Here is a 26260-nt window from a genome sequence, read left to right on the forward strand (position 1 = left end):
CTCATCCACGGTCGAACTCCTCGTTCACGGCGGTCGGATCCATGTCGCCGAGCGCCCGGCGCAGCTTCTTCCGAGCCCGGTTCACCCGCGAGCGCACCGTCCCCACGGCCACGCCCAGCGATCGGGCCGCGTCCTCGTAGGTGAGCTCGCCCCAGGTGACCAGCAGCAGCGCGTCGCGGTGCCCGTCGGGCAGGCCGGCGAGGGCGGTGGCGAGCCTGCCGCGCGCCGCGCCCACGGCCACCCGCTGGTCGACCCGGTCGGTGAACGGCTCCATGACGGGGTCGGCACCGGTGCGGCTGAGTGCGCGGTACTGGTTGATCTCGTCGCGGCGGTGCCTGCCGATGAGGTTGGTCGCGATGCCGTACAACCATGGCCGCGCGTCACCGTAGGCCAGGTCGTACGACGCCCGCCGGCGGAACGCCACGACGAAGGTCTCCGCCACGATGTCCTCGGCCGGCTCGATCCCGAGCCGGCGGACGACGTACCGCTTCAGCGCGGAGGCGTGGCGGGTGAACAGCGCGGCGAACTCTTCGGGCTCGTGCCGGGAACGTGCGATCACCTCGGCGTCGTCGGCCGCCGCGGCGGCCACGGGCGCGGCGAACGCAGGCCGGCTCTGTTGTCGCATCTACATGCCTTTCGGGTGTCGGCAGTGACGCGTGTGATTGCCGCGAGTCCGGTGCGCGGTTCCCGCTTGGAGCGGAAATCTTCCCGCGGGCGCCCGGCGGACCGGCGAGCCGGGAGGGTCAGACGTACTCGCTGGCGGGGACCGGGGTGGGTTCGGGGGGTGGGGCGCCGTCGGCGGTGGAGGTCCAGGCCGCGACGTACAGCGCCCAGCGGGCCGAGAGGTTGATCCAGATCAGCAGGCCGACGACCACGGCGAACGCCCCGTAGATGGGGTTGCCCAGGGTGTGGGACAGCAGCAGGGTGGCGACCTGCTTCAGCACGCCGAACCCGACGGCGCCGAGCAGCGCCCCCTTGAACAGCACGCGCGGCGGCTTGCCCACACGGGCCAGCCAGCCGAGGATGACCAGGAACACCAGCATGTCGGCGCCGACGCTGATCAGTACGCCCGCGACGCGCACCAGCACCGTGGCCAGCACGGACTCACCGAGGCCGAGCCAGCCGAGGATCGTGCCGGTGGCCTGCACGGCGAAGCCTCCAACCAGTACCGAGATCACCAGTGTGAGCCCGATCATCAACAGGGCCACCAGGTCGCGCAGCTTGCCGACGAACCAGTTCAGCGGCGGCTCGCAGCTGACGCAGATCTCGTGCAGCGCGTCGCGCAGGGCGTCCACGGCGCCGATGCCGGCGTACAGCAGGCCGAGCAGGCCGATGAGGCCCGCGCTGCGGCGCGCCTCGGCGAGCTGTTCGATGTGCAGTTGCCCGGCGAGGCCGGGCAACTGCTGGTTGACGGCCTGGACCAGGGTCTTCAGCGCGTTCGGGTTGACGCTGAGGACATAGCCGAACAGCGCGAAGGCCAGGGCCATCAGCGGGAAGAACGACAGGAACGCGAAGTAGGTCACCGCCCCGGCCAGCCGGTCGCCCCGCTGCGACTGGTAGCGGTGCACCATCCGGATGAGGTGGTCGAACCACGGCCAGCGCACGCGGTAGTGCTCCAGCGTGCCCCTGCCCCGCTCCTTGACGGCGTCGATCCGCCGCAGGAGTGCGGCCCAAACGCTTCCCATCTCCGGGATCTACCCGGGAGCCGTGCGGTATGCGCGGCGGAGCAGGGGTTCCGGTGCTCAGACCTTCGGCAGGAAGCCGACACGGTCGCGGACGACCTCCATGGTCTCCCGGGCGACGGCCTCCGCGCGCCGGGTGCCGACCGCGAGCAGCCGGTCGAGCTCGGCCTCGTCGGCCAGGAGCTTCTCGGTGCGCTCCCTGATCGGGGCGAAGGCGTCGACGACGACCTCGGCGACCTCCTTCTTGAAGGTGCCGTAGCCCTGGCCGGCGTAGCGCGCCTCCAGTTCGGGGATCGGGGTGCCGGTGAGCGCCGACTGGATGCGCAGGAGGTTGGTGACGCCCGGCTTGTTCTCGGGGTCGGCGACGACCTCCGAGCCGGTGTCGGTCACCGCGCGCATGATCTTCTTACGCAGCGGGCCCGGCTCCTCGAGCACTTCCAGGATGCCCTGCGGGCTGGAGGACGACTTGGACATCTTGGCCAGAGGGTCCTGCAGGTCGGAGATCTTCTCGACCTCCTTGGGGATGAACGGCGAGGGCACCCTGAAGGTCTCGCCGTAACGGCTGTTGAACCGCTGGGCCAGGTCGCGGGTGAGCTCGAGGTGCTGCTTCTGGTCGGCGCCCACCGGGACCTGGTCGGCCTGGTACATGAGGATGTCGGCCGCCTGCAGGATCGGGTAGGTGAACAGGCCGACCCCGGCCGAGCTCTCGCCGTACTTGGACGCCTTGTCCTTGAACTGCGTCATGCGGGCGGCCTCGCCCATGCCGGTGTTGCAGATCAGGATCCAGGCCAGCTCGCTGTGCTCGCGGACCTGGCTCTGCACGAAGAGCGTGCTGCGCTCGGGATCGATGCCCGCGCCGAACAGCTGGGCGGCGGAGACCCGCGTGCGGCGCCGGAGCTCGGCGGCCGAGGGGTTCACCGTGATGGCGTGCAGGTCGGCGATGAAGTAGAAGGCGTCGTGCGTCTCCTGCATGTCGACCCACTGGCGGACCGCGCCCAGGTAGTTGCCGAGGTGGAAGGAGTCGGCGGTGGGCTGGATGCCGGAGAGAACACGAGGTCTGGCCATAGCACCCAATTGTGTCAGGAGTGCGACCGGGTCTGCGACTTCGACGGCGCTCTCACCCCACCTGTAACCGGCAGCTCCGATAAGACGGCTCATTAGGAACGAATCTCTCCTAATGGCCTTCTACTGTTGTCTCAACAGCACGACGGGGCCGGAGGATCGGCCCCGCACCGCCGTAGAGAAAGAGGAACCCATGAACGCGATCGACGGACTCAAGCTCGTGGCCGACGCACACAGCTACCTGCGGACCGTCGTCGCGGGCGTGTCGGAGGAGCGCTGGGCCGGCCGCACCCCGTGCACCGAGTGGACCGTCCGCCAGGTGCTCAACCACGCCCGGCTCGACCAGCAGGCCTACCGGGTGGCCATCACCGGCGAGGGCGGACCCGAGTCCGACCCGTTCGCGCCGGCGGACGCGCTGGACGCCGACCCGGTCCGCCGGCTCGACGAGGTGCTCTCGCCGGTCTCGGCCGCCTGGTCGACGGTCGACCCCGGCGCCGAGAGCGTGCCGACGCCCCTCGGGCCGATGCCGGTGTGGCTGGGTGCCGGGGCCTGCGCCCTCGACGCGGGCGTGCACGCCTGGGACATCGCCGTCGCCACCGGGCAGGACCTGCCGATGACCGAGGACCTGGCCGAGGGGCTCACGGCGGTGGCCGAGCAGATCGTCGACCACCTGCGCGACTCGTTCGGGGTCTTCGCCCCCGCTCTTCCCGATCCCCACGGCGAGGAGGACCACCGCGCCGCGGCGCTGCTGCGCTTCCTCGGCCGCGACCCGCACTGGAGCCGGGCGTAGCACGCCCTCCCGGTCAGGGCGTCTCCGGCTCGGGTGAGGGCGGAGGGTCGGCCGGGACCACCCGGCGGATCACGCGGACGCGGGCGACCCTGCGGCCGTCGAGCTCGGTGACGATCAGGGAGTAGGGGGGCCGGTCGACCCGTTCCCCCGTCTGCGGCAGGTGGCCGAGCGCCGCCATGACGTAGCCGCCGACGGTCTCGTACGGCCCCTCCTCCAGCCGGATGCCGGTCTCGCCCGCGAACTCGTCGAGGGTGACCAGCCCGTCGATCTCGATCTCGCCCGCCACCAGGCGGACGGCCTGGCCGGCGGCGTCGTACTCGTCGCGGATGTCGCCGGTCAGCTGCTCGACCAGGTCCTCCATGGTGACGATGCCGGCGGTGCCGCCGTACTCGTCGACCACGATGGCGAGGTGCTGGCCGTCGTCGCGCATCTCGGTCAGCGTTGGGAGCACCCGCTTGCTGGCGGGCAGCAGCTTGACGGGCCTGATGGGCACCAGCTCGCTGATCGGCTCGATGCGCCCGGTGAGCACCGGGTCCAGCAGATCGCGGACGTGGACGAACCCGATGATGTCGTCGTAGGAGTCGCGGTACACCGGGAAGCGGGAGTGGGGCATCGCCGCGGCCAGGATCGCCGCCTCGGCGAGGGGCGTGTCGGCGGCCATGAACTCCACTTCCGTGCGCGGCAGCATGACCTCTCTGAGCTGGCGCTTCCCGGCGGTGAACACCTCGTCGATCAGCTCGCGCTCGTCCTTGGTCAGCTCCTGGTGCCCGACGACCATGTCGCGCAGCTCTTCGGTGGTCATCGCGGCCCGGTCGGCGTGGGGGTTGCCGCCGAGCAGCCGGACCACCCCGTCGGTCGACTTCGACAGCACCCAGATCACCGGCCGCGACAGCGACGCCAGCCGGTCGAGGAACGGCGCGACCACCAGCGACAGCCCTTCGGCCCGCTGCCGGGCGAAGCGCTTGGGCGCGAGCTCGCCGAGCACGAGGGTGACGTAGGAGATCGCGAGGGTGACGACCACGAGGGAGAGCGGACGGGCGGACGGGGCCGGCAGGCCGGCCCGGGTGATCAGCGGCTCCATCTGGCCCGCCAGGGTGTCGGCGCCGAAGGCGGCCGACAGCACGGTCGCCACGGTCATGCCGATCTGAACGGCCGACAGGAAGCGGTTGGGGTCACGGGCCAGCTTGGCCACACGTGCGCCGCGCCGGCCCTCCTGGGCCAGTCTGCGGATCTGGCTTTCGCGCAGCGAGACCATGGCCATCTCGGCAGCCGCGAAGAACCCGCCGATCAGCACGAAAATCAGGACGAGGACGATGTTCGCCGCGACGTTGTGCACGTCGATCGATATCCGTTCGGATGAGCCTCACACGATGATCTGCCAGCGTACCCGGTGTGCTTTACAACACCAGTGCGTGGCGGCGCGTAAGCTGGAGGCGCACCTTACAAATCCAAACACAATCGCACACGATCCAACGGAGGGGCGGCGAAAGTGAGGCTGCTGGTCACCGGCGGCGCGGGCTACATCGGAAGCGCCGTGGCCGCACAGCTAATCGAGGCAGGTCACGAGGTCACAGTTCTCGACGATCTCTCCACGGGCCACGCGGACGCGGTGCCGCCCGGCGCGTCCTTCGTCGAGGGCTCGATCACCCAGGCGGCGGACATCCTCGATCGCGGCTTCGACGGCGTGCTCCACTTCGCCGCGCGTTCGCTCGTCGGCGAGTCGGTGGAGAAGCCGGGGCTCTACTGGGAGAACAACCTCGGCGGCACGCTGGCGCTGCTGGAGGCGATGCGAGGGGCGGGCGTGCCCCGCATCGTGTTCTCCTCCACCGCCGCCACCTACGGGGAGCCCGAGAACACCCCGATCCTCGAGACGGACCCGACCCGTCCAACCAACCCCTACGGCGCGTCCAAGCTCGCGGTCGACACCGCGCTGACCGCCTTCGCCGGGCTGCACGGCCTCGGCGCGGTCAGCCTGCGCTACTTCAACGTGGCCGGCGCCTACACCGCCGCCGACGGCCGGGTGTACGGCGAGCGCCACACCGTGGAGACCCACCTCATCCCGAACGTCCTCGCCGTCGCCCTCGGCCGCCGCGAGTCGGTGAGCGTCTTCGGCACCGACTACCCGACGCCCGACGGCACCTGCGTCCGCGACTACATCCACGTCGCCGACCTGGCCCGGGCCCACCTGCTGGCCCTGGAGTCCTGCGCCCCGGGCGCGCACAAGATCTACAACCTGGGCAGCGGCACGGGCTTCTCCGTGCAGGAGGTCATCTCGGTGTGCCGCGAGGTCACCGGGCACCCGATCCCGACGGTCGTGGCCGAACGCCGCGCCGGCGACCCGGCGGTGCTGGTGGCCTCCTCCGAGCGCATCCAGCGCGAGCTCGGCTGGAAGGCCGAGCACGTCGACCTGCGCGGCATCGTCACGGACGCCTGGGCCGCCCTCCCCCGCTGACGGACGACGACCGCCGGCACGCCGTCCGACGGGGCGAAGCGAGTCACGTTCCGCGAAAGCGACATCTCGCTACGTCAGCTGTGGTGAGATCTTCCCGTGAGGAAAGCCGGCGACCTTCCGCCCTTCGCGCTGAAGCTTGCGCTCGCCGCGCTGATCGTGGCCTGCGCCACGCTCAGCGCGGCCGGCGCGGTCTTCGCCACGTCGGTTCCGGCCCGTCATCACCCGGGAGGGGTGTGCGGCACGCACCCCTGAAGAGTGCCGCACCCGCGACCGACCGGGCCCCGCGCCCGCCACGGAAGGGGCCAGGCGCGCGGCGAGGCCCGCGGTCGCGTCCACGCGGGTGACCACCTCGGCCCGGTTGTCGGCCTCGTTGTCGTCGGCCACCTCCGAGGTGAGCCCGGCGACGGCGCGAAGCGGGCCCCGCGCCCCCTCGCGCACCATTCCGACCACGGTCACGCCCCCGCTGTCACCGGCCGGGATGTCCACCGACGACGGGCACACGACCTCGTTCCTCACCGCGCCGGGCCGGCAGCTCGCGACGTTCACCATGGTGATGTCGACCTCTTCGGGCACCCTGATCTTCAGCACCGGCAGCACGGCGTCGCCGGGGCCCGCGTTGCGCACCTTGACCTCGTAGGCCAGCCACTGGCCCGGACGGACCGTCTTCGGTGAGACGGTGAGGCCGACCGACAGGTCCGCCCCTCCCCACAGCAGCCTCGGCGAGTGCCGGGAGGACGCGTTCACCACCGACGGGACTCCCGTGACGACGAACAAGACGAGACCGGCGGCGACTCCCGCCGAGAACAGACCCATTGATGTGCGACCCCCATGCGTTCGGGATCAATTGAACGCCGTACGGCTCACGCGACGCCGCCCCGACACGCACCGGCCGGTGAAGGCGAACCCCAGAATCGGCAAACCTACTCTGTGCTGGTCTGCCTCGCCTTCGCTCGGCGGCGAGGGGCGCTGCTTGAGGCGGCGGGCTTCGTCGTCGTCCGGGCTCGTTCCTCGCCCTCCCTCCTCCTCAGACCACCGCCGCGCCCCTCGCGTCACCGGGGGCGGTGCGGGCGTCCGGGCGGATGACGGTGCCGCCGGGGAGGAAGACCAGGGCCACCAGGGCGATGGCCGCGCCCGCGACGGCGAGCCAGGGGACGACCGTGGCGGTGGCCGCCGCGTGGGCCTGGGTGATGCCGTGGACGGACGCCTGGTCGCGCGCGATCGTGGCGTACGCCGGCCCGGCGGCCGCCAGTGCCACCGACCCGCCGATCTGCCGGAAGAACGTGAGGTTCGCGCTCGCCGTCCCGATGTATCTCGGCGGCACGGAGAACTGCACGGCGACCGTCAGGCCGGAGAGCATCGGCCCGATGCCGAGCCCCATGAGCACCATCCAGCCGGTGAGCGCCCAGGTGGAGGTGCCGGCCGTCAGCCCGGAGCAGAGCACCGCACCCACCGCGATCAGGAAGGGCCCGGCGATCAGCCATGGCTTGTAGCGGCGGGTCCGGCCCATCAACATGCCCGTCAGCATGCTGCCGGCCAGCATGCCGAGCATCAGCGGGTAGATGTGCAGCCCCGAGGAGGTGGCGCTCAGGCCCTGCGCCTGCTGGAAGTACCGCGGCAGGAACACCACCCCCGCGTACAGGCAGGCAGCGGTGAAGAACGAGGCGAGGTTGACGATCGTGTAGGTGGGGACCCGGAACAGGTGCATCGGCATGATCGGCTGCTGGGCACGCAGTTCGACCAGCACGAACGCCCCGAAGAGCACGACCGCGGCGATCAGCGGTCCGGCGACCCGCGCACTGGTCCAGGTGTTGCCGTCGAGCCCGTTCTCCGTCAGGCCCACCAGCAGGAGGGTGATCGCCGCGGTGAACACCGCGATGCCGAGATAGTCGGGCCGCCCGCCGCCGCTGCCGGCCACCCTGGGCAGGCGGGTGGCGATGATCGCCAGGAGCACGATGCCGATGGGCAGGTTCACGTAGAACGCCCACCGCCAGCTCGCGTGGTCGGTGAAGAACCCGCCGAGGAACGGCCCGGCGATGTAGCTCGCCGCCATGATGCCGCCCAGCACGCCCTGCACCCTGCCGCTCTTGTCGGGCGGGAACATGTCGGCCACCAGGGCCAGCGAGAGCGGCATGAGCGCCCCCGCGCCGAGCCCCTGGACACCGCGGAAGGCGATGAGCTGCCCCATGTCCTGGGCGAGGCCGCACAGCACCGACCCCAGCAGGAAGACCGTCACACCGATGATCAGCAGGGGCTTGCGGCCGTAGATGTCCGAGAGCCGCCCGTACAGGGGGACCGTGATCGTCGAGGTCAGAAGGTAGGCCGTCACCACCCAGGTGTAGAGGCCGGCGCCGCCCAGTTCGGTCACGATGCGCGGCAACGCGGTGCCGACGATCGTCTGGTCCAGCATCGCGAGGAACATCCCGCCGACCACGCCGAACAGCAACAGGCCGCTGCCCCGCGTCCTGGGCTCCGCCTCGGCGGGAGCCGTCGTCATCGCCGTCATGAGTCGTCCTTTCACCGTCGTGGGCCGGGACCGCGCCGCGCGGTCCGGGAGGGTGTCAGCCCAGACATGTAAAAGGTGACATGTCTGTATTTACATGTCAATCCATAGATATGATGACGGCATGTCGCTGCGGATCGCCCTTCTCGGGCTCCTGTCGTTCTTCGGCCCCGCGAGCGGATACGACCTGACGAAGAAGTTCGAGCTGTCGATCAACCACGTGTGGCAGGCCGGGCACAGCCAGATCTATCCGGAGCTGGGCAAGATGGCCACCGACGGCCTGATCACCGTCGAGGCCGAAGGGCCGCGCGGGCGCAAGATCTACACGATCACGCCCGAAGGCACGGCCGAGGTGCACCGCTGGATGGTGGAGCACGTCCCTGCCGAGCCGATGCGCAGCGAAGGGGCCCTGCAGGCCTTCCTGCTCCCCGTCCTGGAGCCACAGGAGGCGCTCGCCGTGCTCGCCAGGCTGAGAGCCTCGACGCAGGCCAAGCTCGAAGGCCTGGAAGCGCTACAGCAGGTCCACCACCGCCGCCGCGCCGAGACCGGCCACGTCAACCTCGGCCACTATTCGCTCGAGCTCGGCATCATGCACACCCGGACGACCCTGGCGTGGCTCGAGAACACCATGGCGGAGATCGAGTCGGAGCCGGCCGCCCGCTGACGGCCGCACGGGACGGTCAGGCACACCTTGCGGCCGGCGGCATGTCCTCTTCCCCGTCGAAGACCACCTTCGAGAAGTGCTTCCTGAACAGCGCCTTGATCGTCCCGCTGCTGTACGCGTGGGCGATGGCGCCGTTCACCGCCCGGCAGGTGCGGACGTCGCCCTTCTTCAGCGCCACGGCGTACCGCTCGTCGGTCAGCTTGGCCCCGAGGACGCGGTAGCGCTGGTTCTCGCGGTCGGCGAAGCCCGCGAGCACCATGTCGTCACCGGGGACGGCGTCGACCTTCCCCGTGCGCAGCAGGTCCATGCAGGCAGCGTAGTTGCCGGCGTAGATCGGCTTCATCTTCACGGCCCGCTGCACGACGCCGACCGAGGCGCTGGTGCCCGGCGTGCACAGCCGGCGCCCCTGCAGGTCGTCGATCTTGTCGTACGGGTCGCCGTCGCGGACCAGCACGTCGACATGGGCCAGGTAGTACGGCCCGGCGAAGGTCACCTGGTCGCGGTCGTCGTCCTTGATGGAGTAGGTGGCGATGACCATGTCGGCCTGGCCGCGCTCCAGCATGGACACCCGCTCTGCCATGCCGGAGGCGACGAACGTGACCCCGCTGCGGGGGACGCCGAGCTGCCTGGCGATGTAGGCGCCGAGCTCCACCTCGAACCCGCTCCACTCGCCGTCGTCGATGGCGACGCCGGGCAGGCCGTCGCGCATGGCGATTGTGATCTTGTGTGTGGCCGCGGCCTTGTCCACCACCGTGGAGAACCCCTCCGTCGGAGAGGACGGCATTCCAGCCGTCGACGTCCTGGCAGGGGCGCCCCCGAGGCCGTCCAGCAGCTGGGGCGCCCACTGCCGGACGGCGAAGGCGCCGCCGGCCAGCGTCACCAGGGCGATCGCCGCGGCGAGCCACCGGCCCCGGCGCGCCTTGCGGGGCCGGGCGGGCGGCGGGACGGAGGTCTGCAGCCGGGGAATCGACGTGCGCGACGGCTCGGCGAGGCCCCCGGTGGGGACGGACGGAAGGGACGGCCCGCCCTGCCCAGGACTCCACGTGCCGCGGACGCCGGTGGTCTCCCTGCCCGCGAGCTCCGCCCCCTGGCTGAGCACGGCCGTCGAGGCTCCGGCGGTCTCGGCGTGACCGAGCAGGCGCAGCAGCACCTGGTCGGCGGTCGGCCGCATGTGGGGGGCCTTGGCCAGGCACGACTGCACGACCCGGCGCAACGGCTCGGGGAGCCCGCTGACGTCCACCTCGTGGTTCAGGACACGGTTGAGCACCACCGCGATCGAGTTGCCGCCGAACGGCACGGTCCCGGTCGCGGCGAAGGCGATCGTGGACGCCCACGCGAACACGTCGGCGGCGGGCCCCACCTCGCCGCCGGAGATCTGCTCGGGCGCCATGTAGGCCGGCGTGCCGACCGCCTTGCTGGTGATCGTGCCGGTCGAGTCGAGGATTCGGGCGATCCCGAAGTCGACCACCCTCGGCCCGTCGGCCGCCATCAGCACGTTGTCGGGCTTGAAGTCGCGATGCACGATGCCGGCGTGGTGGATGGCGGTGAGCGCGGTGGCCGTGCCGACGGAAAGGCGCTGCAGGGCGCTGTCCGACAATGGTCCGCCGGTCTCGACGGTCTCGCGCAGCGACCTGCCCTCGATGTACTCGCTGGCGATGTACGGCGTGTCGCCTTCGAGGTCGGCGGCCAGGACGCGTGCCGTGCAGAACGACGCGACGCGCTCGGCCGCCTTCAGCTCGCGCCCGAACCGCGAGCGCGCCGTCTGGTCGCCACTGAACTTGACGTGCAGCAACTTGACCGCGGCGAGCTCTCCGGCGTCGTTGCGGCCGAGGTAGACCACCCCCTGGCCGCCCTCGCCGATGCGCCCGTCGAGTCTGAAGGGGCCAAGCTGCTGGGGATCCCCCCGTCCGAGCGGCCCGAGCTCCGGCATTCCCCGTCCCCGTGATTCCTCAACTGTCGACCATGAGAACTTTACGGCCCCTTGGTGTCCTTTACAGCCGCCCGAGACCACGCCGTAACCTCACAGGTCCGCCATGACCGGACATGCGTGAGGGGCCGCCCGGCCGGAAGATTCGGCGGGCGGCCCCCGGGAAGAGCGGTGGATCGTCCGGTCAGACGGCCATCTTCTTCTTGAGGTTCTCGTCGATGGCGGCCAGGAAGTCCTGGGTGGTCAGCCACTTGGCGTCGCCGCCGACGATGAGGGCGAGGTCCTTGGTCATCTGACCGCTCTCGACGGTCTCGATGCAGACCTGCTCCAGGGTCTGGGCGAACTGGGTCACCTCGGGGGTGTTGTCGAGCTTGCCGCGGTGGGCGAGACCCCGGGTCCACGCGAAGATCGAGGCGATCGGGTTGGTGGAGGTCGGGTTGCCCTTCTGGTGCTCGCGGTAGTGGCGGGTGACCGTGCCGTGCGCGGCCTCCGCCTCGACGGTGCGGCCGTCGGGGGACATGAGCACGGAGGTCATCAGGCCGAGCGAGCCGAAGCCCTGGGCCACGGTGTCGGACTGCACGTCACCGTCGTAGTTCTTGCAGGCCCAGACGTAGCCGCCCTCCCACTTCAGCGAGGCGGCGACCATGTCGTCGATCAGACGGTGCTCGTAGGTGAGGCCGTTCTTCTCGAACTCCTCCTTGAACTCGGTCTCGTACACCTCGGCGAAGAGGTCCTTGAACCGGCCGTCGTAGGCCTTGAGGATGGTGTTCTTCGTCGACAGGTAGACCGGGTAGCCACGGTCGAGGCCGTAGCGCATGGAGGCGCGGGCGAAGTCGCGGATCGACTCGTCCAGGTTGTACATGGCCAGGGCGACACCGGAGCCGGGGAAGTCGAAGACGTTGAGCTCGATGGGCTCCGAGCCGTCCTTGGGGGTGAAGGTCAGGGTCAGCGTGCCCTCGCCCGGCACCTTGAGGTCGGTGGCGCGGTACTGGTCACCGAAGGCGTGACGGCCGACGACGATCGGCTTGGTCCAGCCGGGGACGAGCCTCGGCACGTTGGACATGATGATCGGCTCGCGGAAGATCACACCGCCGAGGATGTTGCGGATGGTCCCGTTGGGGGACTTCCACATCTTCTTCAGGCCGAACTCCTCGACCCGGGCCTCGTCCGGCGTGATCGTGGCGCACTTGACGCCGACGCCGTGCTCCTTGATGGCGTTGGCCGCGTCGATCGTCACCTGGTCGTCGGTGGCGTCGCGGTTCTCGATCCCCAGGTCGTAGTACTTGAGGTCGACGTCGAGGTAGGGCAGGATCAGCTGGTCCTTGATGAACTTCCAGATGATCCGGGTCATCTCGTCGCCGTCGAGCTCGACGACAGGACCCTCTACCTTGATCTTGGGCATGCTTGGGGTTCCCCTTTTACTTGTACTTCTAGCGACTAGGCTGACCAACCGGTCTTTTCATGTGCAACCGCCGTGAGGGTACCGGACCGGGTATGTGGGGCTATTGCCTACCCATGATCCACTGCACGGCCACACTCAGGGCGATCACGGCGAGGGCGCCGCCGAGAACGCCGTAGGTGACGGCGTCGGTGCGCTTGCTGCGCACCGCGAGCATGCTGTCGCCGTCACCGGGAACGAGCAGCCGCAGCACGGCGCCGGACAGCACCGACGCGGCCACGATCAACGAGCCCGCCCATGCGGGCAGGCCCATCGCGATCGTCCCGAGGCCGACGGCCGCGCCCGCCAGAGTCAGCAGGTACGGCCACCAGGCCTTAGCGTTCGTCAATCGGTGTCCACTTCTGGTCGCGCTCCCCGATGTACTCGCTGTCCGGACGGATCAGCCGGTTGTCGGCGTGCTGCTCGATCACGTGGGCGGTCCAGCCGGACATCCGGCTCACCGAGAACACCGGGGTGAACAGGTCGGTCGGAATGCCGAGGTAGTGGTAGACCGTCGCGGCGTAGAAGTCGACGTTCGGGTAGAGCCCCTTCTCCGCGAAGACGACCTCCTCCATCTCCTTCGACATCCGATAGTAGGTGTCGTCCCCGCTCGCCTCGGCCAACTCCCGCGACATCTTGCGCAGGTGAGTCGCCCGGGGGTCCTCGGTCTTGTAGACCCGGTGACCGAATCCCATGATCTTCTCACCGCGCGCGAGCTTGTCCCGTACGGCCTGGGCGACGCCGTCGGACGGGATGCTCTGCAGCGTACGCATCACCTGCTCGTTCGCACCGCCGTGCAGCGGGCCCTTGAGGGTGCCGATGGCGGCCACGATCGCCGAGTGCATGTCCGACAGGGTCGCCGCGCAGACGCGGGCGGCGAAGGTCGAGGCGTTCATGGTGTGGTCGGCGTGCAGCACGAGGCAGGCGTCGAAGATGTCGATCTCATGCTTGTCGGGGACGCGCCCGGTGATCTGCATGAGGAAGTTCGCGGCGATGCTGAGCGACGGGTCGGGCTCGCTCGGGGTCTTGCCGCTGCGCGCCGCGTGGTAGTGCGCGACGAGGATCGGCTGCTGCGCGGTCAGGCGCGCGGCCTTGCGCCGGTTGGCGTCGGCCTCGTTGGAGTCCTTGTCGGGGTCCTCGGCTCCGGCCAGGGAGACCAGGGAGCGCAGGGCCTCCATGGGGGCCTGCTTGTCGGCGATCTCGGCGATGTTCGATTCGACGAGGACGCCGAGGGTACGGCCGCGGACGAGCTCGGCTCCGTAGTCGGCAAGCTCCTGACGCGTGGGGAGCGTGCCGTGCTGCAGCAGGTGCGCGGTCTCTTCGAAGGTGGTGCGGCCGGCCAGATCATGAATGTCGTAACCGCGATAGAAGAGGCGACCGGCTTTGCCATCGATGTCGCTCAGCGCTGTAGACGCGGCGACGACATCGGCGAGGCCTTTGGTGGGGTTGTCCGCCATGTGTTGTTTCCTCCGCTTATCTTCCTTCGGAGTCTACCTGTGAGCAGGTAAAACCGGCCTCGGAGGTCCAGACCAATTTCTGTAGTGATTCTCGTTATGGCAAAGGCGATTCCCCAACCCCTCGTTTGGGTAAGCCGGAGGTGTAGCGGAAGTAACGGCGGGCTACCTGGGGAGGAACTGCCGTGGAGGGGCCGTTCATACGCGTGGAGGACACCGGCGAGGTCGTCCCGCTGCGCCCCGAGATCACGACGATCGGCCGGGGCCGAGGCGTCGACATCAGGCTGGGCGATCCGAGCGTGTCACGACTGCACGCCGAGTTCGTCCGCCGTGGACCCTACCTGTACGTCGTTGATCTGGGCCTGTCCCGCAACGGCACACGGGTGAACGGCAGGCCGATCGCCCGGAGGGTCCTTGACGACGGCGACGTCGTGTCCTTCGGGGCGGCCCGGTGCAGGGTCGGCGGCCTGCCGCGGGAGGACTTCACCCCCGAGGTCGAGCTGCGCCGGGCGGCGGCGCCGGAACTGACCAGGCGCGAGGTCGACGTGCTGACCTCGCTGTGCCGGCCGGCGCTGTCCGACGAGGCCTTCGTGGCGCCCGCCACGGCACGGGAGATCGCCGACGACCTGGTGGTGACCGAGGCGGCGGTCAAGCAGCACCTGCTGCGGCTGTACCAGAAGTTCCGCATCCCCGAGGGCATCAACCGCCGCACCCGTCTGGCCAACGAGGTCGTCGCGCTCGGCCTGGTCCGCCCGACCCCGGTCGTCCCCCCGCAGCGCACGTCGGGGCCGGGCGAGTCACCGCCGCAGACGGCGGGCCGTCGCGCGTCCTGACGGCGCCGTTCAGCCGGCGATCCGGGCCGTGTTTCACAGTAACAGCGCCCCGTCGCGGCTCTCGGCCGGGCGGCTTTCAGAGCCAGCCGTTCTCCTCGGCGATCAGCGCGGCCTCGGCCCGGGTGGCGGCGCCCGTCTTGCCGATCGCGGACGACAGGTGGTTGCGCACGGTGCCGTTCGACAGGTGCAGGGCCCTGGCGATCTCGGCCACGGTGCCGCCCTGGCGCGCCTGGCGCAGCACGTCACGCTCGCGGGCGGTCAGCGGGCCGACGCCGCTCGTCAGCGACTCGGCGGCGAGGGCCGGGTCGACCACACGGAGCCCGGCGTGCACCCGGCGCACCGTGTCGACCAGGTGCTCCGGGGAGGAGTCCTTGACCACGAACCCGGCGGCGCCGTTCTCCATCGCACGGGCGAAGTAGCCAGGTCGCCCGAAGGTGGTGCATATGACCACCCGGCAGGAGGGCAGAACCGCACGCAACTCGGCGGCGACGGTGAGCCCGTCCGTCCCCGGCATCTGCACGTCGAGCAGGGCCACGTCGGGCCGGGTGCGCCGAGCCTCCACCACCGCCTCCTCCCCCGACCCGACCTGGGCGACCACCTCGATGTCGGGCTCCAGGGCGAGCATCGCGGCGAGCGCGCCGCGGACGAGCGCCTGATCGTCGGCGAGAAGCACCCTGATCATGCGCGGCTCGCCCGCAGCCGGAACCCGCCCTGAGGGAGCGGCCCCGCCTCGATCCGCCCACCGACGGCGTCCAGTCGTTCGGCGAGCCCGGTGAGGCCGTTCCCCGCCGCGTACGCGCCGGGATGTGCCCGGCCGTCGTCGCGCACCTCCAGCGACGACTCCGCGAGCCGTACCTCGCAGCGGGTGGCACCGCTGTGCCGGATGACGTTGGTGACACCCTCGCGCAGTACGTACGCGAAAGGTTCGCGCAGGTCGGCGGGCACGTGGTCGACGGCGGCGGGGAGCGTGGCGGTGATCCCCGCCGCCCGCAGCGCCGCGCGGGCCCCCGCCAGCTCGACCGCGAGGGAGGGCCGCCGCTGCCCGGAAACGGTGGCGCGGACCTCGGCGTGCGCCTGCCGCGACAGCCGTTCGACGTCGCGGAGCTCGTCCAGCGCGCGTTCGAGGTCCGGACCGCGTTCGAGCAGCCGCCGGGCCAGGCCCGCCTTGGCGCTGATCGCGGTGAGGCTGTGCCCGAGGACGTCGTGCAGGTCCCTGGCCAGGCGGGCCCGCTCGGCCGCGACCGCCAGCGCCTCGATCTCCTCGCGCGCCTGGCTCAGCTGGATGGCCACCCGGATCAGCAGGCTGACGGCCACCGGGGTCACGGTGTGCGGCAGGACCTCGACCACCGTGCTCGACCGCACGACGCCGGTGGCCGCCCAGGTCGCGGCGACCTCCGCCACCCAGACGGCGAGGGCGAGCAGCAGCCCCCAGCGGGCGGGCAGCAGCCACACCGCGGCCATCAGGGCGTAGGCGAGGTGACCGAGGTCGAACGGGTCGGCGCGGAGCAGGGCGACCGCGACGGCCAGGGCGAACAGCCAGCCGAGCAGCAGCAGCCGGTCCCTGGGCGGCCGGGCGACGCCGTGGACCATCGCGAGGATCCAGCTCGCGCCGTAGACGGCCATGACGGCGAGCGTGACGACCGGCAGGGCTCCGGCGTGCGGCCGGAGAGCGGCTTCCACTGCGCCTTTGAGCGGCCAGACCAGGAACAGGGCGAGCACCACGACGCCGCGTGCCGTCGCGAACCGGACGGAGCCTCTGCGGAAGGCGCTCAACTCCGGCCACGCCGTCGCGCCGAAAAGGTCCTGCCCTCGCATATCCGTCACCCTAATCCCGCCTCTCCTCGCGGCCGGCACGTCGCGGCGCCGTCAGACCCTGGCGCCGTCGCGCCGGTAGCGGACGACGACGGCCGCGCCCAGCGCGAGCGTGTACAGCCCCAGGACGAGGGCCGCCTGCCCGAAGCGCGCACCGCCGACGGCCGCGGCGTGGGCCACCTCCGCCAGCCAGTAGCTCGGCAGCACCCGGGCGACGGTCGCCAGAACCCCCGGGAAGAGGCTCACCGGGATGAACAGCCCACCGACGAAGCTGAGCACGAGCGTGACGCCCCCGTGGAAGACCTGCACGTTCTGCGGCGTGAGGACCTGACCGAGCAGCAGACCGAGCAGGGCGAACGGCACCGAGCCCGCCCAGACCCCGAGCACCGCCGCCCACCAGCCGCCCGAAGACAGGTGCACACCGGACAGCGCCCCCGCGAGCGCCACGCCCACCACGGGCGGAAAGGCGACGAGCAGGGCCACCGTCCCCTTCGCCGCCAGGTACCCGGCGCCGGTGAGCGGGGTCAGGCGCAACTGCCGCTGCCAGCCCATCCCGCGCTCCACGGCCGTACGGGCGCCGGTGTCCAGCGCGGCCTTGAACGCCCCGAAGGCGGCCAGGCTGCCCATGACGTACGAGGCGGGGACCCCCTCGCGGCCGTGGTACAGGTCGGCCTGCAACAGGAAGAGGCCGACGGGCAGGGCGACGGCGAAGAGCAGGAACTTCGGGTCGCGGAGCATCCGCCTGATCTCGAACATCAGGTATCCGGTCTTCATCGCGCCGCCTCCGCCGTCAGTCGCAGGAAGGCCTCTTCCAGGCCCGGCGCGACCACCTCGATGTCACGTGCCGCGGGGAAGACGGTCAGAAGTTCCCGTACGACGGCGTCGGCGTCCGAGCACTGCAGTTCGGCCCGATCGCCGCGCAGCCGCGCCTCGGCCACCCCCGGCAGCCGCCGTAGTTCCTCCAGGCCGGCGCCCGGGACGCGGGCGCGGACCGTACGGCCGGTGGCCTGGGCCATGACCTCGGCCACCGGGCCGTCCGCCACGATCCTCCCGCCGCTCATCAGCACGACCCGGTCGGCGTACGCCTCGGCCTCCTCCAGATAGTGGGTGGCGAACAGGACGGTACGGCCGGTGGTGGTGAAGGCGTGCATCGAGCGCCAGAAGTCGCGGCGACTGCCCACGTCCATCGCCGAGGTCGGCTCGTCGAGCACCAGCAGGTCCGGGTCGGACGCCAGCGCCAGCGCGAACCGGACCCGCTGCTTCTCGCCGCCGGACAGCCGGGCCGAGCGGCGGGAGGCGAGACCCTCCACACCGGCCCGCCGCAGCGCCTCCTCCACGGGCAGGGACGTGCGGTGCAGGGACGCGATCAACGCCACCGTCTCACGGACGGTGACGTCGTCCAGCAGCGCCGCCTCCTGCAGCATCACCCCGACCAGGCCCTCGCGCACGGCCTGCCCGGGCGGGAGGCCGAACAGCGTGATCTCCCCCGCGCCGGGGCGGGTCAGGCCGAGGAGCATGTCCACTGTGGTGGACTTGCCGGCGCCGTTCGGGCCGAGCAGCGCGACCACCTCGCCGCGTCCGATCACCAGGTCGACCCCGTCGACGGCGCGGACCTCGCCGTACTGCTTGCGCAGGCCGCTCGCGGCCACCGCATGCTGTGTCGTCTTCATGGGACCAGCATTCGCCCGCCGCGCCGGGCGCTCCCCCGCCGTTTGTCACGACCCGTCCACGACAGATGTCACGGGTCGGCCCGGCTAGGTGGACTCGCGGATCACGAGCTCGTTGGGCATGATCACCGGCTCCTTCGGGCCGCCTTCGAACAGGCCGAGCAGCAGCCGCACCGTCGCGACGGCCTGGTCGGCCATGGGGCTGCGGATGGTGGTCAGCGGCGGCGCGGTGTAGCAGGCGGCCTCGATGTCGTCGAAGCCGACCACCGCCACGTCGTCCGGCACCCGCCGCCCCGCCTCCCGCAGGGTGCGCAGCGCGCCGATGGCCATCAGGTCGTTGGCGGCGAACACCGCGTCCAGCTCGGGGTCGTCCTCCAGCAGCTGGCGCATGGCCTCGGCCCCCGAGATCCGGGTGAAGTCGCCGATGGCCACGATGGAGCGGCGGCCGGTGTCGCGGAGCGTCTCGCGGTAGCCGGTGAGCCGGTCCTGCGAGGCGATCATGTCGAGCGGCCCCGAGATGGTCGCGATGCGCCGCCTCCCCTGTTCCAGCAGGTAGCGCACGGCCTTCGCGGCGCCGCCGACGTTGTCGTTCTCGGCGTACGGCACGGGGGCCGGCCCGGACTCGGCGGGCTTGCCGTTGGACACCAGGGGGATGCCCATTCGTGCCAGCGCGGCGGGCAGCGGATCGGAGCCGTGCAGCGACACCAGCATGACCCCGTCCACGTGCCCGGCCGCGACGTACTGCTCGACCCGCTGCCGGCTCTCGTCGGACCCGGCGAGCATGAGGACCACGCGCTTGCCCGCCGCCTCCAGCTCGCGGCTCGCGGCGCGGACCACCGCGGAGAACATCGGGTCGTCGGAGGTGAGCCCCTTGGGCGGGTCGGAGACGACCACCGCCACCGCGTTGGTGCGGCGGGTGACAAGGTTGCGGGCCGCGGCGTTGGGGACGTATCCCAGCTCGCGCACGGCCTGCAGCACCACCTCGCGGATCCCGGGCGCGACGGTGGTCTCACCGTTGATCACGCGGGAGACGCTCGACTTCGACACCCCCGCCCGGGCGGCGACCGCCTCCAACGTGGGTCGTTTCATACCAGTCCGTTCCGTTCGATGACGCCGCGGTACCACAGCGCGCTGTTCTTGGGCAGCCGCCGTTGGGTGGCGTAATCGACGTGCACGATGCCGAACCTCTTGCGGTACCCCTCAGCCCACTCGAAATTGTCCAGAAGCGACCATACGAGATAGCCGCGCAGGTCCGCGCCGGCCGCGATCGCCGCGTGCGCCGCGCGCAGGTGGGCGTCGAGGTAGGCGACGCGTTCGGCGTCGTGCACGCGACCGTCGGCGACGACGTCGTCGAACGCGGCGCCGTTCTCGGTGACCAGCAGTCCGACCTGCGGGTAGTCGCGCGACAGCCGCACCAGGAGCCGGGTCAGCCCGTCGGGCGCGATGGGCCGGCCCATCGCCGTGGTGGGCTCGCCGGGGTCGACGAACGCGACGCCCTCGCCGCCCGTGGCCGCCATGAAGGTCAGCATGCCGAGCACGGCGGCGGCGGGCCGGGCGACGGGCAGGACCACGTGCCAGTACAGCCCCCAGGTGGTGCAGCCGTCCACCCGGCCGGCCTCCAGCAGTTCGGTGGGCAGCGCCCGCGAGAGGAACCGGGTCATGAAGAACACGCCGAACGCGTTGACCAGCGCGGGCACGACCAGGGCGTACAGGGTGCCGGTCCACTCCGGCTTCACCATCAGCAGGTACAGCGGGATGATCCCGAGCTGGGTGGGCACCACAGGGGCGCGAAGTGGAAGTCACTGAACAGCGCCACCGTGACTTTGATCTTCTCGGCCGGTTCGCCTGAGGCGCCCGGCGTGCTCGCGCCGCCGCCACCGCAGGCGGCCGCGCTCATCGCCAGGACGGCCGTCAGCACCGGGGCGACGAGCCGGGGGCGGAGCTTGCCCATAGAACCCTCCTTGGGCTCTTAATGATCATGTGGGGAGCGCTCCCTGAACGAGGTTCGTGCCGTCGCCGCATCGACGTCAAGGGGGCCGGCGATAACGATGCCCGTTACCTGAAGGTGAATTTCCGGGAACGCTCCCTGGCAGTACATGAGTCTCAACCTGCTCAATCACTTCGCAGGTCGAGATTCTGGGAGCGCTCTCTCAATGTTGCCGAATGGGGGCGGGAGGATGTCGGGGAGGTTTCCAACGCGTTGATTAGGGCCTTGACAGACCTTTCGGACAGGGGTGACGCTCAGCTTCCGGGAGCGCTCCCCGAACACCCCCGCCATCCGAGGAGCCGTTGTGAGTCCATCTCGCGGCCCCGGCCCCCGCCGCCTGGGCCTGCTCGTCACCATCGTGATCACCTTGATGGTTTCCTGTCTCAACGCCCTTCCCGCCCGAGCCGCCGACGCGCTGCTCTCCCAGGGCAAGCCCGTCACCGCGTCCTCCTCCGAGAACGCCGCCCTCGCCCCCGCCAACGTCGCCGACGGCGACACGGGCACCCGCTGGGCCAGCGCGTTCAGCGACCCCCAGTGGATCCAGATCGACCTCGGCGCCACCGCGACCGTCTCCCAGGTCGTACTGCGCTGGGAGGCCGCCTACGCCAAGGCCTTCCAGATCCAGGTCTCCGGCGACGGCGGCGACTGGACCCCCATCTACTCCACCACCACCGGCACCGGCGGCACCCAGACGCTCGACGTCTCCGGCACCGGCCGGTACGTGCGCATGTACGGCACCCAGCGGGCCACCGCCTACGGCTACTCGTTGTGGGAGTTCCAGGTGTACGGCAGCGCCGGCTCCGGCTCCGGCTGCGGGACCACCAACGCCGCCCAGGGCCGTCCGGCCACCGCCTCCTCCGCCGAGAACGCGGCGACGGGCGCGGAGAAGGCCGTCGACGGCGACCCCGCCACCCGCTGGTCCAGCCAGTTCGCCGACCCCTCCTGGCTGCGCGTGGACCTCGGCGCGCCCCGGTCGATCTGCGGGGTGACCCTCAACTGGGAGGCCGCCTACGCCACCGCGTTCCAGATCCAGGTGTCGGACAACGGCGGCGACTGGACCCCCATCTACTCCACGACCACCGGCACCGGCGGCACCCAGCGGCTGACCGTCTCCGGGACCGGCCGGTACGTGCGCGTGTACGGCACCGCCCGGGCCACCGCCTACGGCTACTCCCTCTGGGAGTTCGCCGTGCAGGTCACCGGCTCGGGCCCCGGCCCGGATCCGGGCGGCGACAAGCTGCTGTCGTACAACAAGCCCGCCGTGGCCTCCAGCTCCCAGAGCGACGCGAACTGCTGGGAGTGCACCCCCGCCAGGGCCTTCGACCTGGACCCGGCCTCCCGATGGGCGACCAGCTCCACCACCGGCTGGGTCGACCCTGGCTGGATCTACGTCGACCTCGGCGCCACCGCGCAGATCAGCAAGGTCGTCCTCCAGTGGGACCCGGCCTACGCCAAGGCCTTCCAGATCCAGGTCTCCGACAACGCCTCCACCTGGACGCCGATCTACTCCACCACCACGGGGACCGGGTTCAAGCAGGTCCTGACGGTGAGCGGCACCGGCCGCTACGTGCGGATGTACGGCACGCAGCGCGCCACCGCCTACGGCTACTCTCTGTGGGAGTTCCAGGTGTACGGCACCGGCGGCAACCCGACGCCGCCCCCGCCGCTCCCGCCCGACCCCGCCGACCCGCCCAAACTCGTGTGGAGCGACGAGTTCAACGGCGCCGCCGGGACCAAGCCCGACGCCGCCAAGTGGACCGCCGACCCGGGCACCGGCCCGAACGCCGAACTGGAGTACTACACCAACAACGACAACGCCGCCATGGACGGCGCGGGCAACCTGGTGCTGGAGGCCCGCAAGCAGGCCACCCCCGGCTCCGCCTGCCCCACCGACCCGCTGACCGGCAGCACCGCCTGCCAGTACACCTCGGCGCGGATCAACACCGGCAACAAGTTCCACTTCACCTATGGCCGTGTCGAGGCCCGGATCAAGGTGCCCAAGGGCGCCGGGTTCTGGCCGGCGTTCTGGATGATGGGCGCCGACTTCCTCACCGGCCGCCCGTGGCCGTACAACGGTGAGGTCGACATCATGGAGATCCTGGGCAAGGACGTGAAGACGGCCTACTCCACGATCCACGCGCCCGCCTACAACGGCGGCGGCGGGATCGGCTCGCCGTACACGCTGCCCGGCGGCGCCGACTTCTCCGACGACTTCCACGTCTGGGCCGCCAACTGGAACAGCAAGGGCATCACCTTCACCCTGGACGGCCGGACCGTCTTCACCGCCGACAAGGCGCAGGTCGAGCAGACCCGCGGTCCATGGATCTACGACCACCCCTTCTACATCATCCTCAACCTCGCCGTCGGCGGCGACTGGCCCGGACCGCCGAACGCCGCCACCCCGTTCCCGTCCCGGATGCTCGTCGACTACGTCCGCGTCTACCAGTGAGCCCTCGCCGGGCGGCCCGGACCGTCCCGGTCCGCCCGGCGGGTCCCACCCCCGTTCACGACCCGCCCCCCTCCCGCGTCCGGCGTCCGCTACTCACCCCCGAAGGATCGCCATGCGCTCATCCCTGATCCCATCCCTTTCACCCGGCCGAGGCCGCCTGCGCGTCCTGCTCGGCGCCGTGCTCGCGGCCACGGTCGCCGCCGGCGGCACCGCGCACCTGTTCGCCCGGGCCGCCGCGGCCGCTCCGGTCGTCGTCCAGGCCGAGTCGTACGCCGCGCAGTCCGGCGTGCGGCTGGAGACGACCGCCGACACGGGCGGCGGGCAGAACGCCGCCTACCTGGCCGACGGCGACTGGATGCGCTACGACGGCGTCGACCTCGGCCCGGCGGGCGACCTCACCATCAGCGCGCGGGTCGCCTCCGCCGTCGGCGGCGGCGCCGTCGAACTGCACACCGGCTCGCTGACCGGGCCGCTGCTCGCCCGGTTCGCCGTCACCGCGACCGGCGGCTGGCAGAGCTGGGTGACGCAGACGGCCACGGCCACCAGCCACCCCGCCGGGGCTCAGACGGTGTTCGCGGTCATGCGCGGCACCGGAGCCGGCGACTTCGCCAACATCAACTGGTTCTCCTTCGGCAGCGGCTCCTCGGGAGCCGGGTGGGTCGACATGGACCAGGCCAAGTGGAAGGCCCAGCTCGACGCGTTCGCCAAGATGACCCCCGCCCCTGTTCCCGACGGGATCGTGCGCGTCCCGGAGTTCAACGCCACCTGCGCCTACAGCCACTCCAAGCCGGACGACCCGATCGTCTTCCCGAACCAGGCCGGCGCCTCGCACATGCACACCTTCCTCGGCAACACCGGCACCAACGCGTTCACCACGACCCAGACCCTGCTCGCCAACGCCGGGACCAGCTGCAAGCCGGCCGAGGACCTGTCGGCGTACTGGATCCCGACCCTCTACGAGCACGGCCAGGCGATCCAGCCGAAGGACGTCGTCGTCTACTACGGCTCGCGCCTGGCGGACCCGACCACGACCGTGCCGTTCCCGCAGGGCTTCCGCATGATCGCCGGTGACGCGCGGTCGCAGGTGCCGACACCGAGGGGCACTCCCAACCAGTTCTACTGCGCCGGTCCGGGCGGGGAGATCGGCCGCAGCGCCGACGGCAACTGGCCGGTGTGCGCGCCGACCGCCAACCTGATGTACCAGCTGCTCTTCCCCGACTGCTGGGACGGCGTCCACCTCGACAGCCCGGACCACAAGTCACACGTGGCCTATATGCACGACGGCAGGTGCGACGGGAACTTCCCGATCGCCATCCCGTCGATCTCGTTCGTCATCTCCTACCCGACGAGCGGCACCGCCGACGGCTTCCGGCTGGCCTCCATGATGGCCTCCTCGATGCACGGCGACGTCTTCCTGGCCTGGGACGACACGGCCCTCGGCCGGCGGGTCAGGAGCTGCGTCGTCCAGAAGGCCAAGTGCAACACCGCCGGCACCTTCTGACCGGCTATCGTCGTCGAGGTGGACGGACACCGAGTGCTGATCGCCGGGATCTCCGGTTCCGGGAAGACGACCCTGGCGCGCAGGCTCGGATCCCGGCTCGGCATTCCGCACCACGAACTCGACGCGCTCCACCACGGTCCGAACTGGCGGAAGAGACCGGAATTCGACGCCGACGTCGAAGCCTTTTCCGCTGGTTCGTCCTGGGTCACCGAGGACCAGTACCACTCCGCGCTCGGCGACCTGCTGTGGGAGCGGGCGGACACCCTGGTCTGGCTCGACCTGCCCCGCCGCACGGTGATGCGGCAGGTGCTGCGGCGCTCGTTCGTGCGGGCCGCGACCGGCAGGGAGCTGTGGAACGGCAACCGGGAGAGCTTCCGCGACTGGACCGGCCCCGACCACCCGATCCGCTGGGCCTGGTCGCAGTACGACCGCAAGCGCGATCAGACCGCGGCCCGCGTCCTCCACCACCGCCACCTGACGGTCATCCGCCTCACCTCCCCCGAAGCCGCCACCCGCTGGTCCCGTTCTCCGGTGCTCGCCGGCAGGAGGGAGAAGGGGATATATGCCACCTATAGCGACTGACATGGCAATGCATCCCACACCTTCGGCGAGAACCACGCAGCGTACATGGATGGATTGCTACCGTGAGGGCATGACAGTCGAGGTCCGGATCGAAACCCGGAGCGAAATCATGACAGACCCACGTCTTCCCGACTGGGCGGTTCCGCCGCAAGACGGTTTCACCGCCGAAAGCCTCGATCACATTCCGGATTTGCCTGCACACACAGAGTTGATCGATGGAAGCTTGGTCCTTGTGAGCCCCCAAGCCTCCTTCCACACGGTGACCACCTTCGTGCTCGAATACGGGCTACGCAAGCACGCACCCGAAGAGCTCCGCATCCGTCGCGAGATGAGCATCATCCTCGACCCGCGTCAGCGTCCGGAGCCCGACATCATCGCCATCAAGGCGACGGCCGACCTCGGTCCCGACACCACCGCCTACCAGGCGTCCGACGTCGTGCTGGCGGTCGAGGTGGTGAGCCCCGACTCCGAGACGCGCGACCGGGAGCGGAAGCCGCAGCTGTACGCCGCCGCCGGCATCCCTCACTTCTGGCGGGTCGAGCAGAGCCACGGCAAGGCGACGGTGTACGTCTACGAGCTGGACCCGGCCACCAAGGCGTACGCGCTCATGGGGATCCACCACGACAAGCTGCAGCTCTCGCTGCCGTTCGAGATCGACATCGACCTGACGGAGGTCGAGAAGCTCTGAGGCGGGTTCACACGCACAGGAAAGTCCCCGGTCGGCGAGGCCCGGCCGGGGACCTTCCGTTTCAGGATGCCGCCGAGGCCGTCGACTTTCGCTTTCAGGCCGCGACCGAGGCCGAGGACCAGAGGCGGTCGATCTCGCGTTCGGCGGCCGCGAGGCTCTCCTCGGCCAGCGGGATGAGCTCGGACATCGCGGGGTTCACCTTGGCGAGCGTCAGCTCGGCCGTGATGAAACGCGGCGTCAGGCCCGTCAGGGACAGGCCGTGCGGGAGCCACGCCTCGGCGTGGTCCCAGCCCTCGCGCGGGGTGCCGGGGCCGTAACCGCCGCCCCTGGACTTCAGCACGATGAACTCGCGCCCGCCGAGGAGCCCCTCGTTCGTCACCGGGTCGATGGACAGGCCGACGGCGATGAGGTGGTCGACCCAGGCCTTGACGCTGCTGGGCGCGCCGAAGTTGTACAGCGGGAGCCCCAGCAGGACCGTGTCGGCCTGCTTCACCTCGTTCACCAGCTGCTCGGTGAGCGCCCAGGAGGCCGCCTGCCCCGGGGTGTGGTGCTCCGCGGGCACCATACGCGCGAGGCCGCCGACGTGGTCGAGGTGGGGCAGCGGATCCTTGCCCAGGTCACGGTAGGTGACCGTGCCGCCGGGGTGCGCGGCACGCCAGACGGCGGCGGCGCGGGCGGTGAGCCTGCGGCTGGTGGAGCCGTCGCCCTGGATGCTCGAGTCGATGTGCAGCAGGTGAGCCATGTCGCTCCCTCTCCATAAATGATTGACCTA

26 protein-coding genes are annotated in these 26260 nt (G+C 70.7%); 8 read left to right on the top strand and 18 right to left on the bottom strand.

Annotated features, from left to right (window positions below):
• Window position 1 precedes the first annotated feature (1 nt).
• From KIK05_RS02330 to trpS, 3 genes are all read right to left on the bottom strand, one after another.
• Window positions 2–625, bottom strand: coding sequence for an RNA polymerase sigma factor (locus KIK05_RS02330; RefSeq protein WP_214408810.1), 624 nt, complete (start codon window positions 623–625; stop codon window positions 2–4).
• 118 nt (window positions 626–743) lie between these two features.
• A complete protein-coding gene (locus KIK05_RS02335) occupies window positions 744–1685 on the bottom strand; it encodes a YihY/virulence factor BrkB family protein (protein ID WP_214408811.1) in 942 nt (313 codons plus the stop codon).
• 57 nt (window positions 1686–1742) lie between these two features.
• The gene (trpS, locus tag KIK05_RS02340) at window positions 1743–2747 is read right to left on the bottom strand and encodes a tryptophan--tRNA ligase (protein ID WP_214408812.1); all 1005 of its coding nucleotides are present in this window, start codon (window positions 2745–2747) and stop codon (window positions 1743–1745) included.
• 190 nt (window positions 2748–2937) lie between these two features.
• Between trpS and KIK05_RS02345 the strand changes: the two genes are divergently transcribed.
• Window positions 2938–3534, top strand: coding sequence for a TIGR03086 family metal-binding protein (locus tag KIK05_RS02345; protein WP_214408813.1), 597 nt, complete (start codon window positions 2938–2940; stop codon window positions 3532–3534).
• A 13-nt stretch (window positions 3535–3547) separates the two neighbouring features.
• Here the strand turns inward: KIK05_RS02345 and KIK05_RS02350 are convergent, their stop codons facing one another.
• Entirely contained in the window at window positions 3548–4870 is a 1323-nt protein-coding gene (locus KIK05_RS02350) for a hemolysin family protein (protein ID WP_214408814.1), read from the bottom strand.
• Window positions 4871–5023: 153 nt separating this feature from the next.
• Here KIK05_RS02350 and galE point away from each other — a divergent pair, with 153 nt between their 5' ends.
• On the top strand, window positions 5024–5986 hold the full coding sequence (gene galE, locus KIK05_RS02355) for a UDP-glucose 4-epimerase GalE (protein WP_214408815.1): 963 nt from the start codon (window positions 5024–5026) through the stop codon (window positions 5984–5986).
• A 69-nt stretch (window positions 5987–6055) separates the two neighbouring features.
• Here galE and KIK05_RS02360 read toward each other — a convergent pair whose 3' ends face one another.
• Both KIK05_RS02360 and KIK05_RS02365 read right to left on the bottom strand, forming a co-directional pair.
• A complete protein-coding gene (locus KIK05_RS02360) occupies window positions 6056–6799 on the bottom strand; it encodes a DUF11 domain-containing protein (protein WP_214408816.1) in 744 nt (247 codons plus the stop codon).
• A gap of 211 nt (window positions 6800–7010) precedes the next feature.
• Entirely contained in the window at window positions 7011–8489 is a 1479-nt protein-coding gene (locus KIK05_RS02365; RefSeq protein ID WP_214408817.1) for an MDR family MFS transporter, read from the bottom strand.
• Window positions 8490–8610: 121 nt separating this feature from the next.
• Here KIK05_RS02365 and KIK05_RS02370 point away from each other — a divergent pair, with 121 nt between their 5' ends.
• The gene (locus KIK05_RS02370) at window positions 8611–9150 is read left to right on the top strand and encodes a PadR family transcriptional regulator (protein WP_214408818.1); all 540 of its coding nucleotides are present in this window, start codon (window positions 8611–8613) and stop codon (window positions 9148–9150) included.
• Window positions 9151–9166: 16 nt separating this feature from the next.
• On the opposite strand, the gene KIK05_RS02375 is transcribed toward KIK05_RS02370, so the two are convergent.
• The 4 genes from KIK05_RS02375 to KIK05_RS02390 form a co-directional block, all read right to left on the bottom strand.
• Complete coding sequence (locus KIK05_RS02375; protein ID WP_214408819.1) at window positions 9167–11080, bottom strand: serine/threonine-protein kinase; 1914 nt, start codon at window positions 11078–11080, stop codon at window positions 9167–9169.
• A gap of 181 nt (window positions 11081–11261) precedes the next feature.
• A complete protein-coding gene (locus KIK05_RS02380) occupies window positions 11262–12479 on the bottom strand; it encodes an NADP-dependent isocitrate dehydrogenase (protein ID WP_214408820.1) in 1218 nt (405 codons plus the stop codon).
• Window positions 12480–12579: 100 nt separating this feature from the next.
• The gene (locus tag KIK05_RS02385) at window positions 12580–12864 is read right to left on the bottom strand and encodes a DUF3017 domain-containing protein (RefSeq protein WP_214408821.1); all 285 of its coding nucleotides are present in this window, start codon (window positions 12862–12864) and stop codon (window positions 12580–12582) included.
• Window positions 12851–13972, bottom strand: coding sequence for a citrate/2-methylcitrate synthase (locus KIK05_RS02390; protein WP_214408822.1), 1122 nt, complete (start codon window positions 13970–13972; stop codon window positions 12851–12853). The genes KIK05_RS02385 and KIK05_RS02390 overlap by 14 nt, the downstream gene beginning before the upstream one ends.
• Window positions 13973–14154: 182 nt before the next feature.
• Here KIK05_RS02390 and KIK05_RS02395 point away from each other — a divergent pair, with 182 nt between their 5' ends.
• Complete coding sequence (locus KIK05_RS02395) at window positions 14155–14802, top strand: FHA domain-containing protein (protein ID WP_214408823.1); 648 nt, start codon at window positions 14155–14157, stop codon at window positions 14800–14802.
• Between the two features lie 76 nt (window positions 14803–14878).
• Here KIK05_RS02395 and KIK05_RS02400 read toward each other — a convergent pair whose 3' ends face one another.
• The 7 genes from KIK05_RS02400 to KIK05_RS02435 form a co-directional block, all read right to left on the bottom strand.
• The gene (locus KIK05_RS02400) at window positions 14879–15484 is read right to left on the bottom strand and encodes a response regulator transcription factor (RefSeq protein WP_214408824.1); all 606 of its coding nucleotides are present in this window, start codon (window positions 15482–15484) and stop codon (window positions 14879–14881) included.
• Window positions 15481–16617 carry a sensor histidine kinase gene (locus KIK05_RS02405; RefSeq protein WP_214408825.1) on the bottom strand — a complete coding sequence of 379 codons (1137 nt, stop codon included), beginning with the start codon at window positions 16615–16617 and terminating at the stop codon, window positions 15481–15483. The genes KIK05_RS02400 and KIK05_RS02405 overlap by 4 nt, the downstream gene beginning before the upstream one ends.
• A gap of 51 nt (window positions 16618–16668) precedes the next feature.
• On the bottom strand, window positions 16669–17388 hold the full coding sequence (locus KIK05_RS02410) for an ABC transporter permease (RefSeq protein ID WP_214408826.1): 720 nt from the start codon (window positions 17386–17388) through the stop codon (window positions 16669–16671).
• Window positions 17385–18284 (bottom strand): ABC transporter ATP-binding protein, encoded by a 900-nt coding sequence (locus KIK05_RS02415; protein WP_214408827.1) that lies wholly within the window; start codon window positions 18282–18284, stop codon window positions 17385–17387. Before KIK05_RS02415 ends, KIK05_RS02410 begins: the two co-directional genes overlap by 4 nt.
• Before the next feature lie 84 nt (window positions 18285–18368).
• The gene (locus KIK05_RS02420) at window positions 18369–19370 is read right to left on the bottom strand and encodes a LacI family DNA-binding transcriptional regulator (RefSeq protein WP_214408828.1); all 1002 of its coding nucleotides are present in this window, start codon (window positions 19368–19370) and stop codon (window positions 18369–18371) included.
• Window positions 19367–20059, bottom strand: a complete 693-nt coding sequence (locus KIK05_RS49370; RefSeq protein ID WP_372455561.1) for a family 1 glycosylhydrolase — start codon at window positions 20057–20059, stop codon at window positions 19367–19369. The genes KIK05_RS02420 and KIK05_RS49370 overlap by 4 nt, the downstream gene beginning before the upstream one ends.
• On the bottom strand, window positions 20020–20232 hold the full coding sequence (locus KIK05_RS02435) for a hypothetical protein (protein ID WP_214408829.1): 213 nt from the start codon (window positions 20230–20232) through the stop codon (window positions 20020–20022). The genes KIK05_RS49370 and KIK05_RS02435 overlap by 40 nt, the downstream gene beginning before the upstream one ends.
• 340 nt (window positions 20233–20572) lie before the next feature.
• Between KIK05_RS02435 and KIK05_RS02440 the strand changes: the two genes are divergently transcribed.
• From KIK05_RS02440 to KIK05_RS02455, 4 genes are all read left to right on the top strand, one after another.
• Window positions 20573–22717: a discoidin domain-containing protein gene (locus KIK05_RS02440; RefSeq protein WP_308249705.1), complete on the top strand. Its 2145-nt coding sequence runs from the start codon at window positions 20573–20575 to the stop codon at window positions 22715–22717.
• Window positions 22718–22829: 112 nt separating this feature from the next.
• A complete protein-coding gene (locus KIK05_RS02445) occupies window positions 22830–24218 on the top strand; it encodes a DUF1996 domain-containing protein (protein ID WP_214408830.1) in 1389 nt (462 codons plus the stop codon).
• Between the two features lie 18 nt (window positions 24219–24236).
• Window positions 24237–24800, top strand: a complete 564-nt coding sequence (locus tag KIK05_RS02450; protein ID WP_214408831.1) for a P-loop NTPase family protein — start codon at window positions 24237–24239, stop codon at window positions 24798–24800.
• A gap of 109 nt (window positions 24801–24909) precedes the next feature.
• Window positions 24910–25488 carry a Uma2 family endonuclease gene (locus KIK05_RS02455; RefSeq protein WP_214408939.1) on the top strand — a complete coding sequence of 193 codons (579 nt, stop codon included), beginning with the start codon at window positions 24910–24912 and terminating at the stop codon, window positions 25486–25488.
• A gap of 94 nt (window positions 25489–25582) precedes the next feature.
• On the opposite strand, the gene KIK05_RS02460 is transcribed toward KIK05_RS02455, so the two are convergent.
• Window positions 25583–26230: an FMN-dependent NADH-azoreductase gene (locus KIK05_RS02460; RefSeq protein WP_214408832.1), complete on the bottom strand. Its 648-nt coding sequence runs from the start codon at window positions 26228–26230 to the stop codon at window positions 25583–25585.
• Window positions 26231–26260: the final 30 nt, after the last annotated feature.

The organism is Sphaerisporangium fuscum (assembly GCF_018531465.1).
Taxonomy (GTDB): Bacteria; Actinomycetota; Actinomycetes; order Streptosporangiales; family Streptosporangiaceae; genus Sphaerisporangium; species Sphaerisporangium fuscum.

Coding starts and splice junctions, on each gene's coding strand:
- KIK05_RS02415 (WP_214408827.1), bottom strand. CDS start 18,284: ATGAAGACGACACAGCATGCGGTGGCCGCGAGCGGCCTGCGCAAGCAG.
- KIK05_RS02435 (WP_214408829.1), bottom strand. CDS start 20,232: ATGGGCAAGCTCCGCCCCCGGCTCGTCGCCCCGGTGCTGACGGCCGTC.
- KIK05_RS02390 (WP_214408822.1), bottom strand. CDS start 13,972: ATGGCGGACAACCCCACCAAAGGCCTCGCCGATGTCGTCGCCGCGTCT.
- KIK05_RS02365 (WP_214408817.1), bottom strand. CDS start 8,489: ATGACGGCGATGACGACGGCTCCCGCCGAGGCGGAGCCCAGGACGCGG.
- KIK05_RS02335 (WP_214408811.1), bottom strand. CDS start 1,685: ATGGGAAGCGTTTGGGCCGCACTCCTGCGGCGGATCGACGCCGTCAAG.
- KIK05_RS02380 (WP_214408820.1), bottom strand. CDS start 12,479: ATGCCCAAGATCAAGGTAGAGGGTCCTGTCGTCGAGCTCGACGGCGAC.
- trpS (WP_214408812.1), bottom strand. CDS start 2,747: ATGGCCAGACCTCGTGTTCTCTCCGGCATCCAGCCCACCGCCGACTCC.
- KIK05_RS02420 (WP_214408828.1), bottom strand. CDS start 19,370: ATGAAACGACCCACGTTGGAGGCGGTCGCCGCCCGGGCGGGGGTGTCG.
- KIK05_RS02330 (WP_214408810.1), bottom strand. CDS start 625: ATGCGACAACAGAGCCGGCCTGCGTTCGCCGCGCCCGTGGCCGCCGCG.
- KIK05_RS02360 (WP_214408816.1), bottom strand. CDS start 6,799: ATGGGTCTGTTCTCGGCGGGAGTCGCCGCCGGTCTCGTCTTGTTCGTC.
- KIK05_RS02410 (WP_214408826.1), bottom strand. CDS start 17,388: ATGAAGACCGGATACCTGATGTTCGAGATCAGGCGGATGCTCCGCGAC.
- KIK05_RS02460 (WP_214408832.1), bottom strand. CDS start 26,230: ATGGCTCACCTGCTGCACATCGACTCGAGCATCCAGGGCGACGGCTCC.
- KIK05_RS02455 (WP_214408939.1), top strand. CDS start 24,910: ATGACAGACCCACGTCTTCCCGACTGGGCGGTTCCGCCGCAAGACGGT.
- KIK05_RS02375 (WP_214408819.1), bottom strand. CDS start 11,080: ATGCCGGAGCTCGGGCCGCTCGGACGGGGGGATCCCCAGCAGCTTGGC.
- KIK05_RS02445 (WP_214408830.1), top strand. CDS start 22,830: ATGCGCTCATCCCTGATCCCATCCCTTTCACCCGGCCGAGGCCGCCTG.
- KIK05_RS02400 (WP_214408824.1), bottom strand. CDS start 15,484: ATGATCAGGGTGCTTCTCGCCGACGATCAGGCGCTCGTCCGCGGCGCG.
- KIK05_RS02370 (WP_214408818.1), top strand. CDS start 8,611: ATGTCGCTGCGGATCGCCCTTCTCGGGCTCCTGTCGTTCTTCGGCCCC.
- KIK05_RS02405 (WP_214408825.1), bottom strand. CDS start 16,617: ATGCGAGGGCAGGACCTTTTCGGCGCGACGGCGTGGCCGGAGTTGAGC.
- KIK05_RS02345 (WP_214408813.1), top strand. CDS start 2,938: ATGAACGCGATCGACGGACTCAAGCTCGTGGCCGACGCACACAGCTAC.